Genomic DNA, 19336 nt, shown 5'->3' on the forward strand with positions numbered 1-19336 from the left:
ATCCACATGACATTTTGTTTTTTACATGAATGAATATCCTTGGTTTCCCGGATGATCCGGGGAACCGGTCACTTTTTCTTCAAAGAAACTCATGAGCTCCTTTCTTTCACTAAGAAATGCCGGTGCCATTTTTGCTATGGCTTCCCTTCTTGCAGCGTGCGGCGACAAGGCCGCTCCCCCGGCCCAGTTGCCGGAAGCTGCATTTGTCACTGTCACCCCGGAAAAGATGGTGGTCGAGAATGAATTGCCGGGACGTCTGGAATCCTATCGTACGGCCGAGGTTCGTGCCCGTGTCCCCGGCATTATTCTGAAAAGAGCTTTTGAAGAAGGTTCCTACGTCAAACAGGGACAACTTCTGTTCCAGATCGATCCACGCGATTACAAGGCTTCCGTCCAAAGCGCAAAAGCCTCGCTGGCCCGTGCAGAAGCCAACAAGGTCCAGGCTGATCTGAAACTGAAACGGTACACGCCGCTTGTTGAAATCAATGCCGTCAGCAAACAGGAATATGACGATGCTGTCGCTGCCCAGAAACAAGCCGCCGCCGATGTCGATGCGGCGAAAGCGGAACTGGTCAAGGCAAAACTCAATCTTGAGTATGCGACAGTGACAGCACCGATTTCCGGACGCATCGGTCGCCAGATGGTAACGGAAGGTGCGCTGGTCGGACAAAATGAAACAACCCTGCTGGCGACCATCCAGCAAATCAATCCGATTTATCTCAACCTGACACAATCCAGTGCCGAATTGCTCAAGCTGCGTCAGAAAATGCAAAACGGCATGCTGAAAGGTACGGACAAAACGGGACTGAACGTCACCATGGTCATGGAAGACGGTTCCATCTACCCACAAACAGGCAAACTGCTGTTCTCCGATATCTCCGTCGATCCCACGACCGGTGAGGTCACGATCAGAGCGTTATTCCCCAATCCGGACAATATGATCCTTCCGGGCATGTTCGTGCGCGCGAGACTGGAACAGGCTGTTGATGAAAACGCCATTATCGTTCCTCAACAGGCTGTCCAGCATTCCAATAACGGTTCGACAGTCTTGGTCATTAACCAGGAAGACAAAATCGAGACCCGTAATGTCAAAACAGGAGCGGCCGTAGGAAACCGCTGGCTTGTTACCGAAGGATTGCAGGCCGGTGACAGGGTAGTGGTGGAAGGTCTCCAGAAAGTCAGACCGGGATCACCTGTCCGGGCCGTACCATGGGAAGCTACTTCAAACAACACCGGGTCAACAGAACAGCAGGTGCCCGTAGAATCTGCTGAAAAAGCCGAGACAACCGAACAGAAGGAAGCGACGGAAACATCTGGCGCAACGTCGCAGGCTGCCCCACAACAACCCGCCTCCTCTCCGGCAAAAGCTGAATAAGCGAAAAGAAGGAATATCTTATGGCTAGGTTTTTTATCGACCGCCCTATTTTTGCGTGGGTTATCGCAATTTTCATCACACTGGCAGGTATCTTGTCCATATTCAATCTGCCGGTTTCCCAATATCCGAACGTCGCACCTCCCCAGGTCACGGTTACAGTGACCTATCCGGGTGCAACGGCCAAGACGGTTGAAGACAGCGTCATCCAGATCATCGAACAGGAAATGAACGGCGCAACAGGTCTCCAGTATTTCGAGTCTGAAAGCCGTACCGGTGCCGGGACCATCACCTTGTCTTTCACCCCGGAAACAGACGTCGAACTGGCCTCTGTTGACGTCCTGAACCGTCTCAAACGGGTGGAGTCCCGTCTGCCGGAAGCCGTGATGCAGCAAGGGGTCAATATCAACAAATCCCGAAGCAATTTCCTGGCGATCATTTCCCTGATTTCCACAGACGGCAGCATGACACCAATCGATCTGGGCGATTATGTCTACCGTAATGTTCTTTATGAAATCAAACGTCTTCCCGGCGTAGGGGATGCGACTGTGTTCGGTTCCGAAAAAGCGATGCGCATCTGGATCGATCCGATCAAGCTGACCGGTCTGAAACTGACCGCGGGCGACGTCGCCAATGCGATCAAGAACCAGAACGCGGTGGTAACTTCCGGTGCCATCGCCGACCCGCCCAACACCGGCTCGGAAACATTCACGGCTACCGTCAATGTCCACGGCCAGTTGCAGACGAAAGAAGAATTCGAAAATATCGTCTTGCGTGCCAATACCGATGGTTCGGTCGTTCGTCTCAAGGACGTTGCCCGTGTCGAACTGGGTGGACAGACTTATGAAACTTACGCCCGCCTGAACGGCAAGCCGATTTCCGGTTTCGGTGTCCAGCCGACGGCAACCGCCAATACCATGGCGACCATGCAATCGATCCGGAACAAAATGGAAGAACTGTCCAAATATTTCCCCGAAGGGGTCTCGTACAGTATCCAGAACGATACCTCGACATTCGTCAAGGCCTCAATCCATGAAGTGATCAAAACCCTGTTTGAGGGTATTTTCCTTGTCTTTGTCATCATGTATCTGTTTCTGCAGAATTTCCGTTATACGATCATTCCGACGATCGTGGTTCCAATTGCACTGATGGGAACATTTGCTGTCATGAAGGCACTGGGATTTTCGATCAACATGCTGACCATGTTCGGTATGGTGCTATCCATCGGTATCCTGATCGACGATGCTATCGTGGTGGTTGAAAACGTGGAGCGTATCATGGCCGAAGAAGGGCTATCGCCCCGGGATGCCACGTACAAGGCGATGGGACAGATTACCGGAGCCATCATCGGCATTTCGCTGGTTTTGACCGCTGTTTTTATTCCGATGGCTTTCTTCAGCGGTTCCGTTGGTGCCATTTACCGGCAATTCTCGATCACCATGGTCGCTTCCATGGTTTTTTCCGCTTTCCTGGCCCTGTCGTTAACGCCCGCGCTGTGTGCGACCATTCTGAAACCGATCGATCCCGACGCTCATGGCGAGAAGAAAGGCTTTTTCGGCTGGTTCAATCGGCGCTTCCATAATATGACGATGACATATGAACGCCAGGTTTCCAGAATGTTTAGCAAAACCATGCGTTATATGGCGATCTACGGCGCTATCGTTTTATGTGCCGCGTTCATGTTCTGGAAATTGCCGACGTCATTTTTGCCGGATGAAGACCAGGGATATGTCTACACCAATATCCAGCTTCCTGCGGGAGCGACACAGGCCCGGACTCTGGAGACACTGAAGATTGTCGAAGACCAGTTCACGAAAGAACCGGGAGTTGAAGGCGTCATTACCGTTGTCGGTCACGGTTTCTCAGGAAACGGACAAAACAGCGGTCTGGCATTCGTCACGCTGAAAGACTGGGGTGAAAGGGATTCCGACAATTCGGCCAGCTCGATCATACAAAGAGCTTTCGGTCGCTTTTCCCAGATAAGGGATGCTATCGTTTTCCCCATGAATCCGCCCGCAATCCGTGAATTGGGTAATGAATCAGGATTTGTATTCCGCTTGCAGGATCGTTCCAGCAAGGGGAACGATGCACTGGTCGCTGCACGAAACCAGCTGCTCCAACTCGCCAGCGAAAGCAAGATTCTCAAGAACGTACGATTCGACGGGATGGAAAATTCTCCCCAATTGTCGCTGGTCATCGATCGCGACAAGGCGAATGCATTGGGCGTTTCGTTCGAAGACATCAATACGACCCTGTCAACCGCCTTTGGTTCGAATTACGTCAACGATTTTGACAGCAAGGGACGGCAACAGCGCGTCATCGTCCAGCTGGAGGCAAGCGAACGCATGACTCCGGAAGATTTCAAGAACCTGTATGTACGCAATGCATCCGGAACCATGGTACCATTCTCGGCCTTCATATCAACCGAATGGAAAAACGGTCCAATCCAGCTGATCCGGTACAATGGATATCCATCCATGCGTATTACCGGTTCTCCTGCTGACGGCTACAGTACAGGTGATGCCATGAATGAGATGGCAGCCCTGATGCAACAGCTGCCCGAAGGTTTCGGGTACGAATGGACAGGCCAATCCCTGGAAGAACTGTCTTCCGGCGCACAGGCTCCGATGTTATACGCCCTTTCATTACTGGCTGTCTTTCTCTGTCTGGCCGCTCTTTATGAAAGTACGTCTATTCCGGTTGCCGTGCTCCTCGTGGTCCCGCTGGGTGTCATCGGCGCCCTCATCGGCGTGTTCCTGCGCGACATGCCCAATGACGTGTACTTCAAGGTCGGTCTGATCGCCACGATCGGTCTGTCCGCCAAGAATGCGATTCTGATCGTTGAATTTGCCAAGGATCTTCAGGCTCAGGGTAAAGGACTCGTCCGTTCGACCCTGGAAGCTGTACGCCTGCGTTTCCGGCCGATTATCATGACTTCGCTGGCCTTCATTCTCGGTGTCGTACCGCTGGCTATCGCTTCCGGCGCCGGTTCCGCCGCACAGCGGGCTATCGGAACAGGCGTCCTGTTTGGCATGATTACAGCGACTATTCTGGCCGTATATCTGGTTCCGATATTCTTTATCGTTGTCCGTTCCCTTTTCGCGGGTAGCAAACGCCAGCAGGCAATGTATGCGCGGAACAACACACAGGACCGCAAAAAACCGTGGAAAATCGCATGGGAATTTCTGAGTCGTGGAAGCAAGAAGGACAAAACTGATGATTAAAAAATGTACTCTGGTTTTACTGGCAGCCGGTATTTTAAGCAGTTGCAGTATGGCTCCGACTTATGTCCGGCCGGATGCCCCGATCGAAAATCAATTCCCGGGCAATACGGATTCTTCCACAAAAACACCTGCATCCGAAATCGGATGGAATGAGTTCTTTCGTGAACCGCGCCTCAAGGCACTGATTGCTGCCGCTATTGAGAACAACCGTGATCTGCGGCTGGCTGCATTGAATATTGAGGAAGCCCGGGCACTCTATAACGTTCAGTGGGCCGATCGCCTGCCGACATTCCAGGTTGAGGGCGAGACGTCAAGAGCGAGGAGTGTCAGCACATCATCCCCCGGAATGGTTACGTCAGGCAATTACACCGTAGGACTGGGCCTGTCTGCCTTTGAGCTGGATTTCTTCGGAAGAGTCAAAAGCCTGACTGATGCCGCACTGGCACAGTATCTGGCAACGGAAGAAGCGCAACGCTCCGTCTATATCAGTCTTGTTTCGGAAGTCGCCAAAACCTATCTGACCGAACGCGCGCAAACAAAACAGATCGAGCTGGCAAAGAAATCGTATGAATCATACAAGCATTCCTACGAGTTGATGCAAAAGCGCTACGAGGTCGGTGCATCTTCCGCCCTGGAACTGAGACAGTATGAAACGCTGATGCAATCCGCACTTGTCTCGTTATCGACACTGGAACGGCAACGCGCCCAGACCGAAAACGCACTGGTCATTCTGATAGGAGGCAAACAGATCAAGGACCTGCCTCCACCGCATGATCTCTCCGAAGACGATATCCTGCAGGACATTCCGGCGGGTCTTCCTTCGGATTTGCTGGCAAACAGGCCGGATATCCGACAGTATGAACAGCTTCTGAAAGCGGCAAATGCCAATATCGGAGCGGCAAGAGCGGCTTTTTTCCCGCGAATCACGTTGACCGCCTTTGCGGGAACGGCCAGCTCAAGCTTGTCCGGCCTGTTCGATGCCGGGACGGGTGCATGGACATTCACTCCGCAGCTGACGCTGCCGATTTTCGATGCCGGTCGCAATATGGCGAACCTCGATCTGGCCGAGGCCCGCAAAAACATCGCTATCGTCAATTATGAAAAAGCCATCCAGACCGCCTTCAAGGAAGTCGCCGATGCACTGACGGCACGGGATTGGCTGAACGAACAGGTGAAGGCACAGGCAGCGGTCCTGAATTCCGAAACAGAACGCCTGAAGCTGTCTGAAGCGCGGTATAACAACGGTATAGCCAGTTCCCTGGAGGTTTTCGATGCTCAAAGACAGCAGTTTGCGGCGGAACAGTCTCTTGTCGATGCACGACTTACACGCCTGATCAATGCGGTCGAACTGTATCGTTCTCTCGGAGGAGGACTGACCGACTCAAGTGTGGCAAAAACAGACGTTCAGAAAGAACAGCCTGTTCAACAGCCCAAGGAAAACGCGTAACATGACCGTTTTCGATTCTTGCAGAATTTCAGGAATGCCTGCATAACGGGATAATTGCGATAGTCTGGATAAAATACGGATCCGGTGATTAAATTGTCCCGTTTTTTTGGTTATAATCAATTCGTATTGTGCAAATGCTGGCATGATTTTCAGAAAATCCGTCTTTAAAAAATGATTGGCTATAACCGCAACATTTTCTATTGTGGATTACAATACTACCGTACGATGAATCATGCTTATGTAAGTTGATGTGTTTGTGAAACATCAGCTAAATGCATCTGGTATGGTTGTTTTTTAACAGACTCTTCCCTCATTTTCCGAGGACATCATGACTGACAATATCAAAACCATCAGCGACGCTTCTTTTGAAGCGGACGTACTCCATTCCGACAAACCTGTCCTCGTTGATTTCTGGGCAGAATGGTGCGGCCCGTGCAAAATGGTCGCTCCTGTCATTGACGAAGTCGCAAAGGAATATGCCGGCAAAGTCAACTTTGCAAAAATGGATGTCGATTCCAACCAGGCTACACCGGCCAAGTTCGGCATTCGCGGTATTCCGACATTGATTTTGTTCAAGAATGGCGCTATTGTTTCCCAAAAAGTAGGGGCATTGAGCAAAAGCCAGCTAATGGCTTTTATTGACAGCAATATCTGATATCATCATCAACGGCGGTGAAAACACCGCCTTTCATACATCGTCATCAATCATCAGCTGCAAACCTCTTCTTGTTTCTCTCTGGTTGTGAATCTTAAGTTTTAAATTATGCATTTATCCGAACTAAAGTCTCTGCATGTGTCCGCACTGCTGGAAATGGCGCTTAGCCTTGATATCGATAACGCTGCACGTATGCGCAAACAGGAACTGATGTTTGCCATTCTGAAAAAACGGGCCAAAGCGGGTGAACAGGTATATGGTGACGGTGCACTCGAAATACTCCCCGACGGTTTCGGCTTCCTTCGCTCACCGGATGCCAGTTATATGGCATCGACAGACGATATCTATATTTCCCCTTCCCAGATCAGGCGTTTCAATCTTCATACGGGTGACTCCATTGAAGGTGAAGTCAGAACGCCCAAGGATGGAGAGCGGTATTTTGCATTGGTCAAAGTCGATAAAGTCAACGGCGCCCCTCCCGAAGCATCCAAACACCGGATGCTGTTCGAAAACCTGACACCGCTGCATCCGGATGAACCGCTCAAACTGGAACGCGATATCAGCGCACAGGAAAATATTACCGGTCGCATTATCGATATGATTGCTCCGATCGGCAAAGGCCAGCGCGGTTTGCTGGTTGCCTCTCCCAAATCCGGTAAAACCGTCATGCTGCAACATATGGCTCATGCCATTACAGCCAATCACCCGGACGTCACTCTCTTCGTGCTCCTGATTGATGAACGCCCGGAAGAAGTGACGGAAATGCAGCGCTCTGTCCGTGGCGAAGTGATTGCATCCACTTTTGACGAACCGGCAACCAGACATGTTCAGGTTGCCGAAATGGTACTGGAAAAGGCGAAACGACTGGTCGAAATGAAAAAGGATGTGGTTATTCTTTTAGACTCGATTACCCGTCTGGCCCGTGCCTACAATACCGTCATTCCGGCCTCCGGCAAAGTCCTGACCGGCGGCGTGGATGCCAACGCTCTCCAGCGCCCGAAACGCTTCTTCGGTGCTGCCCGCAATGTGGAAGAAGGCGGTTCCCTGACTATCATCGCCACAGCACTGGTCGAGACCGGCAGCCGGATGGACGATGTGATCTATGAAGAATTCAAGGGAACCGGCAATATGGAAGTTCACCTTGAGCGCCGGCTGGCAGAAAAACGTGTTTATCCGGCGATCAATCTGAACAAGTCCGGAACCCGTCGCGAGGAACTGCTGATCAAGCCCGATCAGTTGCAGAAAATATGGATTCTGCGCAAACTGCTCTATGGCATGGATGAAATTGAAGCGATGGAATTCATTCTCGATAAAATGAAAGCGACCAAAAACAATGCCGATTTTTTCGACCTGATGCGTCGTGGCGGCTAGTCGGACTGGAAAAACAGTCCGCCGTATCGATAACGGTTATCTGCCCGAATAGAACAGATAACCGTTTTTTGTTATGGTTTTTTATTCGTCTCACCGATTTAAAGCCGGAAAAATCATTCTGGTTTCCGTTTTTCCCGATCACGGAATTTTTTGTAATAAATGTTTTCTCTGTTTTAAAGATATCCGATAATAAAGAGAATGTTCGATAACTGCAAAAAAGCAATCTCGTCGAGATCAGTAATTTTCCTTATCACAATAAAACGGTTCAGGGAGTGAGTATATGGATCTAAAAGGAACGAAAACCGAAAAAAACATTATTGAGGCCTTCATACAAGAAACCCAGTCTGCCATGACTTACGATTACGCGGCATATCGCGCCGATGTGGAAGGTCACAATGAAATCACGACAAAGCTGCGTTCCAGTGCGGCAATCCGGCGCGGGCACGCGATGGGAAACATGCAACTGTTGCAGAAAGATCCTGTAACCGGTTTGCGTACCAATATCACCCGCCTGAACCTGCAATCGGCCATCGAAAAAGCCACCCGGCTCTATCACGATGTCTATCCCAAAATGGCTGAAACTGCCCGTGAAGAAAATCTGGAAGATATCGCCAACTGGTTCGAGACGCTGGCCAAAGCCGAAAGAATGGAAGCCAAATTATACGAGGAAGCGCTGAAAATATTGCTCGACTAACCCCCCTGCCCCATTTTCAGAACAAAACAGGCAGACACGTCCGAAACATGTCTGCCTGTTGTTTTTTCAATTCCGTTTATTCTTCCGGAAGCAGAATTTCCTGATTCTTGCTGAACTGGTAATCACGGAAAATATGCTCGGCACTCACGATCCGGTAAGTGCCATCTGCCAGTTTGCGAGTCGTATCTTTCAAACGATAAGTATAATGACCACAAGTCCAGACATTATAATTCCGCATATGCGTACATAAACAGGTTTTGTCTTCTATGCAGATATTCTTGCCGTCAGGATGACGTTCCAGCTCACGATAATACGATTTCAGGTATTCGCATTTCCCGTTTTCAAGTATGTACCCATAAGATTCGCAATTCGGCCGCAGGCCTTTGGCAATAGCCGGAGACTGCTTCAGCATTCGCATCGGATAACCTGTGGGCGAAATCTGGTTTACCTCGATATCATCCGCGCTGGCTTTCAGATATTCCTGCTTGACATCATCAGGCAACCCGCTTTCTTTCGATACAGTAAAACGGGTTGCGACCTGAACACCGGACACCCCGTTTTCCAGAAAAGAAACTGCATCGGAACCGGTGAATATCCCTCCGGCAGCAATCAGGGGAATATTCAGTTTTTCCGTTTTCAGAAATTGGGCAATTTCGGCAACGATCGTCTTCAAATCGTACTTCGCCCAATCCATACCGAACCCAAGATGGCCTCCGGCCAACGGGCCCTCCACAACGACATAATCAGGCAAGCGGTTCAATTTGACATTGCGACGCAAAAAGATTTGCAACGCCCGCAGGGAAGAAACGATGATACCCAGCTTGGCATCCCTGAAACGTGGATGATCCTCAATCAGCCGAAACGAATTCGGATGCAGCCCGGCAGCAAGTGTTATCCCGTCAATCCCGGCGTCCAGAGCGGCACGAAGTCTGACACGCAGCGTATCGCGCGAGGCATTCATGGTCAGTTTTTCCATGCAATTGGTGAAAATCAGACCATCGCCCCGCTTTTTTTCCATGACGTTACGGACATGCAGCTTCGTCGACTCCTCAATCGCCCCGAGATCGAAATGAATTTCGCTTTTATCCTGAATTTTGATGTAATTCTTGTACTGGCGTGTTTTGTCCCGGGTGAAATGAGTGCCGAAGTAACGGTCAGCCGTGTCGAGCGACATGGCATCGGAAATATGGCCAATACCGCCCAGACGGGCTGCCTCAAGAGCCAGTTGCGGAGTGGAGATGTCGACGCCCATCCCTCCGATAATGATCGGTACATATTCCTTTCCGTTGAAAACCAGCCGGAAATCATCAACACATTTCATTGCTATCCTTGGACTACTGTTAAAGTTAGGCGCCTATTTTTGTTTCTTTTAGATCAAAGGGAGCCAAAAATACGTAATTGCGTCGAACTTGTTCATAAATAGTCCCAAATCCTGATAAATGCGCTTCTATTTTTTCTGAACAAGCACAAGCCACTATTTCTGATCGAGGCCCGACAAGCCAAACTGCACCATTATAATTTTACCTTGCGATAATGCAAGAGCGGAACCGGAAATACACAACATATCGAAATATCCCTGCAGTACTGCTCCTGTTCCGCACTTTTATCATGGATTGATCAATGCGACATCAAAACGGGGATATCAGATTCACCCAGTACGGTTCGGGTCACACCACCCAGCAAGAACTCTCTGAACCGTGTATGACCGTACCCTCCCATAACCAGCAAATCCGTTGACTGCTGTTTACCCAGTTCCAGCAATGCTGTTCCGATATGTTTGTTTTTTTGCGGAGGCAATACTTCCACGTTAATGCCATGCCGGGCCAGATACAAGGCGATATCGCTTCCGGCAAGTTCCGCATTCACATCAGGTTCATTATCGACATTGTACATAACGACCTGCACCAGTTCGGCTCTTTTCAGAATCGGTATGGCGTCCGCCACAGCCCGTATCGATTCACGGCTCGCGTTCCAGCATATCATCACCCGATTGCCGACCGTGTCCTTTTCATAGCCGGGTGGAATAATCAGAACAGGTCTTCCGGAGTTCATCATGACATATTCCGGAAAATCCGGAGCGACAATAGGTGATTTTTCCTCCAGATTGGTCCGCCCGATGACAATCAGATCAGCGACACGTCCCAGCAGGCTGATTCCCTGATTGGCTTCTCCGTCCACAATTCTCCCCTCATAAGAAGGCGCATCCATTCTCTTGACCTCCGTCTCGAATTCCCGGACAAAACGGGCCGCCCTTTCGTGGAGGAATTTCAGATGAGAAGCGAGAACCGGATCCTTTTCATCTATGTGAGCCTGTTGAAACGTCAGTGTTGAAATACCGATCATTGCGACGCCAATCAGACAGGCATCTTCCGCAATAGCAAGATTCGCAGCAATACGCACACGGTGTTCTGCAATCGATTTTTTATCCAGATGAACCAGTATCGTTTTATATGACATACACGCCTCCGAGTTTGTTTTTTCAGCGGAAAGAGACTGTCAGAAACCATCAGACGAAAAGCCTGGAAAATATGTTTTCTACACTTTTTCCAGTCCGAATGCCTTATGCAACGCCCTCACAGCCAGCTCCATATATTTCTCATCGATAATGACTGAAATCTTGATTTCAGAAGTCGAAATCATCAGGATGTTGATTCCTTCTTCAAAAAGCGTTTCGAACATCTTGGATGCGACTCCGACATGACTTCGCATACCGATCCCGATAGCGGAAACTTTCGAGACTTTCGCATCCCCGATGATATCGGTGGCACCGACTTCTGCCTTGACCTTGTGGTTTAACAGATCCATTGCACGGTTATAATCCGGACGCGGTACGGTAAAAGTAAAATCGGTTTTTCCACCAACAGACTGATTCTGGATGATCATATCGACTTCAATATTGGCGTCGGCTATAGCGCCGAGAATCTGGAAAGCGACGCCCGGGCGGTCAGGCACACCCAGCACCGTGATTTTCGCTTCATCCCGACTGAATGCAATACCGGAAATAACAGTTTGTTCCATATCTGTGTTTTCTTCTTCAAAAGTAATCAATGTACCGGACCGGGATTCTTCCTCCAGAGGCATGTCCGGATCGGTCAGCGATGACAATACCCGCGTTGGGACATGGTAACTGCCGGCAAGCTCTACTGAACGTGTCTGCAAAACCTTGGATCCCAGGGAAGCCATCTCCAGCATTTCTTCAAAAGTGATTTTCCTGAGTCTTCTTGCATCGGTCACCACACGCGGATCCGTCGTATATACGCCATCCACGTCTGTATAGATGAGACATTCCGAAGCCTTGAGAGCCGCAGCCATTGCCACGGCAGAGGTATCGGAACCGCCACGGCCAAGTGTTGTGATATTCCCTGCTTCGCTGATTCCCTGAAAACCGGCAATGATGACAATCTTTCCTTTCCCGAGATTTTCCCTGATCCGCTCATCGTCGATAGATTGAATACGCGCCTTGGTATGGGACGTATCTGTTTTGACAGGGACCTGCCATCCGGTAAACGATACCGCTTCTTTTCCAAGCTGCATCAGTGCCATCGACAGCAAACCGATCGAAACCTGTTCTCCGGTAGAGGTCACCATATCCAGTTCACGCTGGTCGGGTTCCGGCATGATTTCCTTTGCCAGACCGATCAGCCGATTGGTTTCACCCGCCATCGCGGAAGGAACAACGACAACCTGGTAACCGGCATCATGCCACTTGGCAACCCGTCGCGCGACGTTTTTAATGCGATCAATCGACCCCATCGACGTGCCGCCATATTTATGAACGACTAAAGCCATATATTTTTCTAATGATCAAATGTAAATGAAAGTTCAGTTTTTAACTTTACCGTTTAGGGTAAAAATGTACAAGAGAAACACCGGCGATTGTCATTTAAAAGACATTACCGGAAACGCTTTCCAGTTGAAACGGATGCATTTTCCCTGTTTCCGGATATATTTTGCCGATTGTCCCAGCTTTCCGGCATAAATCAGGTCACTACCGACAAAAACCAGTGGCAGAAAAAGTCTTTCCCAGGATGGTATTCCCGCTTCCTGGTACAGGTTCTTCAATTTCTTGGTGGGCCGATTTACCAATTTCAATTCCGCATTGCCCCGGTAAGGATCAATCCTCAGGATGTTCTTTCTTAACCAATCCTCATCAACACCTGTTTCAGATTTTTCAAATTCCAGCCTGCCATACCATGATTTCAGCAATACAGACTGTTCTCCTGTCCACCGCAAAAAAACAGAAGCAGAAGGATTCGTCCGTTCACTTTCTTTTCTCTCGACAGACAGGATCGTTCTGTATCTCCTGATAACATAGCCATCTGTCTGCAAATTGATCAGTGCATCCCGTCTGGCTTCCAGCATCTGTTTTTTCGCCTGCACAAACCATGCTGTCGATGGTATTTGAATGCCATTTCCGATAAGCCAGCAACGCAACAGATTCTCCATACGCGAAGCACTCAGGCTTCGTGCTTGCGCCAGATCGAGTCTGTTTCCGGATATACGGCAAGTCCGAAGATCTTCTTCTCCCAGTTCATTCAACAGTTTCTGCGATGTCCCGACATGTTCCGACATCCTTGCCAGTCTGTTCTGAAAGCCGGGAAAGATATCCGACATAACCGGTACCAGATGATGGCGGATAGCGTTCCGTGTATATTTTGTATCGGAATTGGAATCATCCTCCACATAGGAAAGACCATTTTCTTTCGCCCATTGCGAAAGACTTTTCCGCGACAGTGACAAAAGAGGACGACCAAGAAAGATAACACTGTCTTTTTTCAACTCGGGGATACACGCAACAGAATCCATGCCGGACAATCCCGCCATACCCGTACCACGCATCAGATGGAACAAAACCGTCTCGACCTGATCGTCCTGATGATGGGCTGTCAGTAACAGGGTTACCTGATGTTTCCGGCACATTTCACCTAATGCGGCATACCGTTTTGATCTGGCATCCGCCTCGACACCGTTTTTACTGTGCCGATCGACCTGGACCCGGCGACTTTCAAACCGGACGCCTAAAGTCGCACATACCTCCCTGCAATGATCACACCACTTGTCAGCCTGACGGTTTAATCCATGATGAATATGAAATGCGAAAAGAGAAATATCCTTTTTCACTGAAAACCGGCGTGCAAGATGAAGCAGAACCGTCGAGTCCAATCCACCGCTATAGGCGATGGCCAAAGAAAGAGGAATATCCTGTTCTTTTACCGAAAAAATTTCATGGCACTCTTCATGAAAAACGCGCATCAGAATAGCTTCCAATGCGCGTTCAAATCCGATCTCGACAGCGGAATTCAAAACGTCATCCTTTATTCGGATTGCGCCGTATCCCTGAATTTACCGTAATTAAGCCATTTTTCACGACGTGCGGCCAAAAGTTCTGGAAGCGGGATGTTCTCCAGCTGGCGATACGATTCGGCCAATGCACGTTTCAAAACGGCGGCCATCCCTTTCATATCACGATGGGCACCTCCGAGCGGCTCATCGATGATCTTGTCGATCATACCGATTTCCTTGAGGCGCTGTGCGGTCAGTCCCAACGCTTCGGCGGCTTCATTGGCACGTTCCGCCGTCTTCCAGAGAATGGATGCACATCCTTCCGGAGAAATGACGGAATAAACCGAATACTGCAACATCTGAACCGTATCCGCCACGGCGATGGCAAGCGCGCCACCCGATCCGCCTTCGCCAATGATCGTGGCGATAATCGGTACTTTCAGATCGGCCATTACAAAAAGATTGCGTCCGATAGCCTCGGACTGGCCCCGTTCCTCGGCATCGATTCCGGGAAACGCACCCGGTGTATCGACAAACGTGAAAATCGGCAAACCGAATTTTTCAGCCATGCGCATCAAACGGAGTGCCTTGCGATAACCTTCCGGACGTGGCATGCCGAAATTCCGGAAACTCCTTTCCTTGACATCCCGGCCTTTCTGATGCCCCATCACAACACAGGGCATACCGTCGAAACGTGCCAGTCCTCCCACGATGGCAGGATCATCGGCGAAGGAACGATCTCCATGCAATTCGTGAAAATCGGTAAATATTTCATTGATATAATCCAGGGTATAGGGCCTGTTGGGATGACGCGCTATCTGGGACACCTGCCAGGGTGTCAGTTTGGAATATATTTCTCTGGTTAACTGCTTGCTCTTCTGTGCCAGTTTGGTGATTTCATCAGAAATATCGACAGCTGAATCATCTTGGACACAACGCAATTCCTCGATTTTGGCATCCAGTTCTGCGATAGGCTGTTCGAAACTGAGAAAAGTTGTTTTAGCCACACTATCTCCTTCCAACCGGCTGCATGGCATTCCTGCAACCGAACTATTCAATTTTTCAGTATTCTACCGGAAGTGGTGTCAAACTGCGCCATAAATACCAGGTAGCGACTGTACACCAGGGTTTCCAGTTTTTTGCCAGTTCACGAATATCCTCTCTGGAAACCGGTTTCCCGGAAAAATAGGATTTGCTGACCCCTTTCTGTAATCCCACGTCATCCACAGGCAATACATCGGGCCTTAAAAGATTGAAGATCAGAAACATTTCCGCTGTCCATCGCCCGATCCCTTTTATCCGGGTCAGATCGGCAATGATTTCTTCATCTGCCATGACAATCCAGCGGTCGGTCCGGATTTTACGCTCGAGAAAATGAAACGCCAAATCCTTCAGGTATTCGACCTTCCGTCTCGAAAGGCCACTTGCCCCAAGCGAATCAACACTGGCCTGTATAATCTCGGAAGGTGTACAGGCCGGACAAACTGTCCGGAACCGTTCCCAGATGGAATCGGCGGCCTTAACCGAAATCTGCTGCCCGACAATGGAACGAACCAGTGTCTGGAACGGTTCGCCACGGCTGAGAAGACGCCCCTTTTCTGTTTCCCGGACCAGCTTGCCCAGGATCGGATCACGGGTGGACAATTCCCGGCAGGCCTGATTCCAGGTATCCGGGTCAATCAATGAACCCGTACAGGCGACATTCCGTCTATGAACGACGCCATTCGGTCTTTCCGCCCGGTCTGTCTTCAAGGACAATACCCTTTTCAAGCAACTCGTTACGTATTCTGTCAGCCTCCGCAAAATTTTTCAGCTTTTTGGCCTCGACACGTGCGGCAATCCGTTCCTCAATCCACTTTTCCTCATTCCCGTCGCCACGTCCGTCTCCCTGGAGGAACTGCCGCGGTTCACGTCCCAGCAATCCGAGCACACCGGCAAGTGCTTTCAGTTGCGAAGCCATTTCAACAGAACCGGTCCTGTTGATCTCGTTGGCCAGTTCGAACAATACGGCTACGGCCTCCGGTGTATTGAAATCGTCATTCATGGCCTGTGCGAAACGGATCGCATGTTTTTCCTTCCAGTCAACCGGTCTTTCCCTGACATCAATATCTTTCAGTGCCGTGTAAAGACGGGTCAGTGCCGCCTTGGCATCGTCCAGATGGGCATCGGAATAGTTCAGCGGACTGCGATAATGCGAGCGGATGATGAAAAAACGCAGGACTTCCGCATCATAATTCTTCAGCACATCACGAATCGTAAAGAAATTGCCGAGCGATTTCGACATTTTTTCATTATCCACCCGTACGAAACCGTTATGCATCCAGTAATTGACGAAAGGATGATGGGAAGCGCCTTCAGACTGGGCAATCTCATTTTCATGATGCGGGAACTGAAGATCGGCACCGCCCCCATGAATATCAAAATGATCCCCCAAAAGCTTGCTCGACATGGCCGAGCATTCAATATGCCATCCGGGACGGCCGGCTCCCCATTTGGAAGGCCATTTGGCTTCATCCGGTTCGGTCGGCTTTGCCGACTTCCACAACACAAAATCCAGTGGATCCCGTTTGCCGGTATTGACATCGACCCGTTCACCGGCCCGCAAGTCATCAAGTGATTTCCCGGACAGTTTTCCATATCCTTCGAAATCGCGTACGGAATAGTTCACGTCTCCGTCTTCCGACTGGTACGCCAGACCGTTTTTTTCCAGCTTGCCGATCAATTCCAGCATTTCCGGAACATATTCCGTCGCCCGTGGCTCATGATCGGGAGGCAAAATACCCAGGGCACCGGTATCCTCATGCATATACCGTGTGAACCGTTCCGTCAGACTGGAAATGGTCTCGCCATTTTCACCGGCCCGATTGATGATCTTGTCATCGATGTCCGTAATGTTGCGAACATAGGTCACCTGATATCCCAGTGCTTTCAGCCAGCGATAGACGACGTCAAACGACATCATCATGCGTGCATGTCCGATATGGCAGTAATCGTAAATGGTCATGCCGCATACGTACATACGGACCTTGCCCGGTTCAATCGGTTTGAAAACCTGCTTGCTTCTCGTCAAACTGTTGTATATCTGGAGACTGTCCATCTTCGACTTTGAATTGAAAAACGAATAAACGGTTATTTTACTTTGTAACGGACATTTTGACATGCCCGTATTCTTTGCAAAAACAATATTATGAACAATAAACAGGCCAAACTGTCTATCTTTGAACCTCAGGCAATATCGCATGGTTCAAGAGTTTGCTAGAATGCTTTCAAACATCTGGAAGTCTCTTGCGTTTTTCATGTATCTTTCATGAACGGACAGTGAAATTGTTTTCGAACCGTTTGAAAGCACAAGAGAAATCGACTATTTTTTAATTGACAAAGGAATAATATGGCCGTCTCCCTGCAAACCAATTTCGGTACAATCAAGATTGAACTGGATGCTGAAAATGCTCCAAAAACCGTCGACAATTTTCTTTCTTACGTTCGTTCCGGTTTTTACAACAACACCATTTTCCATCGTGTCATTGACGGGTTCATGATCCAGGGAGGAGGTTTCGAACCGGGCATGAAGCAGAAAAAAACCAATGCGCCGATAGAAAATGAAGCCAACAACGGTTTATCCAACGAAACCTACTCTATCGCGATGGCAAGAACACCTGATCCCCATTCCGCTACCGCCCAGTTTTTCATCAATGTCAACAACAACGACTTTCTTGACTATCCGGGGCAGGATGGCTGGGGTTATTGTGTTTTCGGCAAAGTGACGGAAGGCAAAGACGTCGTCGATCGCATCCGGAAAGTGGCAACGGGCCGTGCCGGTATGCACGCAGACGTACCGCTTGAAGACGTCATCATCGAAAAAGCCGAAGAAATCTGATTATTTCACCCTGCAATCCTTATGAATCAGCCAGCCGAACAGAAAATGCCTGTCCAGGCACTTTTCATTTCTGATTTGCACCTGCAACCGGCATTGCCGAAAACGACCCGTGCATTTCTGGACTTTCTGCAAAATCAGGTCAAACAGGCCGAACAGCTCTACATTTTGGGAGACCTTTTCGAATACTGGGCCGGTGATGACGATATGGATTCGGATTATCTCGAAACGATTGTCCGCTCTATCCGGGAAGCGGCGGATAGCGGTACCGCAATATTCTGGATTTGCGGCAATCGCGATTTTCTGACAGGCGAGAGGTTCCTGGAGGCAACCGGCGCCAGAGCGCTTCCGGAACTTTCGGTCATCGAATCCGGAAAGACAAAAATCGCTCTGGCACATGGTGATGCCCAGTGTACGGATGATCAGGCCTACATGCAGTTCAGGAACATGGTCCGTAATCCGGTCTGGCAGAAACAGTTTCTGGCCATGCCGCTGGCGCAACGAAAAGCCATTATTGCCGGTATGCGCCAGGACAGCCGGAAAGGCAATCAGGAAAAATCCGCCCGGATCATGGATGTCAATGCTTCTGTTATCGCAGACCTGTTCAAACAGACCGGCGCATCCGTACTGATTCATGGTCATACCCACCAACCCGGGCAGCACATTCACAAAATCGAAAATGGCGAATATCTCCGTCTGGTATTGTCCGACTGGAATCTGGATGACGGTCCTGCACGTGGAGACTGGATCGAACTGAACCGGCATGGCGAATTATCGCGACACGTCGTGAAACCGGTCTGATATATCCTCTCTGTTTCCATGAATCATTCCGGCAATGAAATCGATTTTTCGAGTACATCTGAAATCGTCGCGCAACAGTTGATCGGCTCCCGTTTCCTGTATCGCGGTATCGGCGGTATCATCGTCGAAACCGAAGCCTACGATCAGGCAGATCCCGCTTCTCACAGTTTTTGCGGCCCGACCGATCGTAATGCTGTCATGTTCGGGCCACCGGGTTTTATCTATGTTTACCGGTCATATGGTATCCACTGGTGTTTCAATTTCGTCTGTCAAGAAGAAAACCATGGTTCTGCTGTTCTGATCAGGGCGATCGAACCGGTTGAGGGAATCGATATCATGCGTGAACGACGCAGGTTATCCGACATCCGGTTATTGTGCTCCGGACCAGGACGGGTATCCCAGGCACTGGGTATTACGCGGGAAGAAAACGGTTTGTCCCTCCAGTCGGAATCGTGTTTTCTGAAACCTCGCACCAAACCGGTTGATATCATCGCCGGGCCAAGAATCGGCATCACAAAAGCGACCGAAACACACTGGCGATTCGGACTGGCCGGATCGCCCTATCTGAGCAGGCCTTTTCCAAAATTCTCACCGGTTTTCACAAGCGACTGATTC

At 49.7% G+C, this 19336-nt stretch carries 16 protein-coding genes; 9 read left to right on the forward strand and 7 right to left on the reverse strand.

Annotated elements, in window-relative coordinates; translation table 11 throughout:
- The first annotated feature begins 91 nt into the window (after positions 1-91).
- From NB647_RS09365 to NB647_RS09390, 6 genes are all read left to right on the forward strand, one after another.
- A complete protein-coding gene (locus NB647_RS09365) occupies positions 92-1375 on the forward strand; it encodes an efflux RND transporter periplasmic adaptor subunit (protein ID WP_269283232.1) in 1284 nt (427 codons plus the stop codon).
- 20 nt (positions 1376-1395) lie between these two features.
- Positions 1396-4596 carry an efflux RND transporter permease subunit gene (locus NB647_RS09370; RefSeq protein ID WP_269283235.1) on the forward strand — a complete coding sequence of 1067 codons (3201 nt, stop codon included), beginning with the start codon at positions 1396-1398 and terminating at the stop codon, positions 4594-4596.
- Positions 4589-6043, forward strand: coding sequence for an efflux transporter outer membrane subunit (locus NB647_RS09375; RefSeq protein ID WP_269283237.1), 1455 nt, complete (start codon positions 4589-4591; stop codon positions 6041-6043). Before NB647_RS09370 ends, NB647_RS09375 begins: the two co-directional genes overlap by 8 nt.
- 328 nt (positions 6044-6371) lie before the next feature.
- Entirely contained in the window at positions 6372-6698 is a 327-nt protein-coding gene (gene trxA, locus NB647_RS09380; RefSeq protein WP_269264337.1) for a thioredoxin TrxA, read from the forward strand.
- Between the two features lie 108 nt (positions 6699-6806).
- Positions 6807-8069, forward strand: coding sequence for a transcription termination factor Rho (gene rho, locus NB647_RS09385; protein ID WP_269264338.1), 1263 nt, complete (start codon positions 6807-6809; stop codon positions 8067-8069).
- 280 nt (positions 8070-8349) lie between these two features.
- Positions 8350-8763 (forward strand): rubrerythrin family protein, encoded by a 414-nt coding sequence (locus NB647_RS09390; RefSeq protein WP_269264339.1) that lies wholly within the window; start codon positions 8350-8352, stop codon positions 8761-8763.
- 76 nt (positions 8764-8839) lie between these two features.
- Here NB647_RS09390 and NB647_RS09395 read toward each other — a convergent pair whose 3' ends face one another.
- The 7 genes from NB647_RS09395 to cysS all read right to left on the reverse strand — a co-directional run bounded on the left by NB647_RS09395 (position 8840) and on the right by cysS (position 17143).
- Positions 8840-10084: a nitronate monooxygenase gene (locus NB647_RS09395; protein WP_269283239.1), complete on the reverse strand. Its 1245-nt coding sequence runs from the start codon at positions 10082-10084 to the stop codon at positions 8840-8842.
- A gap of 296 nt (positions 10085-10380) precedes the next feature.
- Positions 10381-11220 (reverse strand): universal stress protein, encoded by an 840-nt coding sequence (locus tag NB647_RS09400; RefSeq protein WP_269283241.1) that lies wholly within the window; start codon positions 11218-11220, stop codon positions 10381-10383.
- 78 nt (positions 11221-11298) lie between these two features.
- Positions 11299-12552, reverse strand: a complete 1254-nt coding sequence (locus tag NB647_RS09405) for an aspartate kinase (protein WP_269283243.1) — start codon at positions 12550-12552, stop codon at positions 11299-11301.
- 90 nt (positions 12553-12642) lie between these two features.
- Positions 12643-14067 carry a tRNA lysidine(34) synthetase TilS gene (gene tilS / locus NB647_RS09410; protein ID WP_269283245.1) on the reverse strand — a complete coding sequence of 475 codons (1425 nt, stop codon included), beginning with the start codon at positions 14065-14067 and terminating at the stop codon, positions 12643-12645.
- An 11-nt stretch (positions 14068-14078) separates the two neighbouring features.
- A complete protein-coding gene (locus NB647_RS09415) occupies positions 14079-15053 on the reverse strand; it encodes an acetyl-CoA carboxylase carboxyltransferase subunit alpha (protein WP_269264344.1) in 975 nt (324 codons plus the stop codon).
- A gap of 55 nt (positions 15054-15108) precedes the next feature.
- Positions 15109-15729 carry a DNA-3-methyladenine glycosylase family protein gene (locus NB647_RS09420; RefSeq protein WP_269284797.1) on the reverse strand — a complete coding sequence of 207 codons (621 nt, stop codon included), beginning with the start codon at positions 15727-15729 and terminating at the stop codon, positions 15109-15111.
- Positions 15730-15754: 25 nt separating this feature from the next.
- Positions 15755-17143, reverse strand: a complete 1389-nt coding sequence (cysS, locus tag NB647_RS09425; RefSeq protein WP_269283247.1) for a cysteine--tRNA ligase — start codon at positions 17141-17143, stop codon at positions 15755-15757.
- 291 nt (positions 17144-17434) lie between these two features.
- Here cysS and NB647_RS09430 point away from each other — a divergent pair, with 291 nt between their 5' ends.
- From NB647_RS09430 to NB647_RS09440, 3 genes are read left to right on the forward strand one after another with little or no spacing between them, the layout of a single operon-like run.
- Complete coding sequence (locus NB647_RS09430; protein WP_269264346.1) at positions 17435-17923, forward strand: peptidylprolyl isomerase; 489 nt, start codon at positions 17435-17437, stop codon at positions 17921-17923.
- Positions 17924-17944: 21 nt separating this feature from the next.
- A complete protein-coding gene (locus NB647_RS09435) occupies positions 17945-18721 on the forward strand; it encodes a UDP-2,3-diacylglucosamine diphosphatase (protein WP_269283248.1) in 777 nt (258 codons plus the stop codon).
- 18 nt (positions 18722-18739) lie between these two features.
- Positions 18740-19333, forward strand: a complete 594-nt coding sequence (locus NB647_RS09440) for a DNA-3-methyladenine glycosylase (protein ID WP_269283250.1) — start codon at positions 18740-18742, stop codon at positions 19331-19333.
- Positions 19334-19336 lie beyond the last annotated feature (3 nt).

This window comes from Oxalobacter aliiformigenes (assembly GCF_027116575.1).
Lineage (GTDB): Bacteria > Pseudomonadota > Gammaproteobacteria > Burkholderiales > Burkholderiaceae_D > Oxalobacter > Oxalobacter aliiformigenes.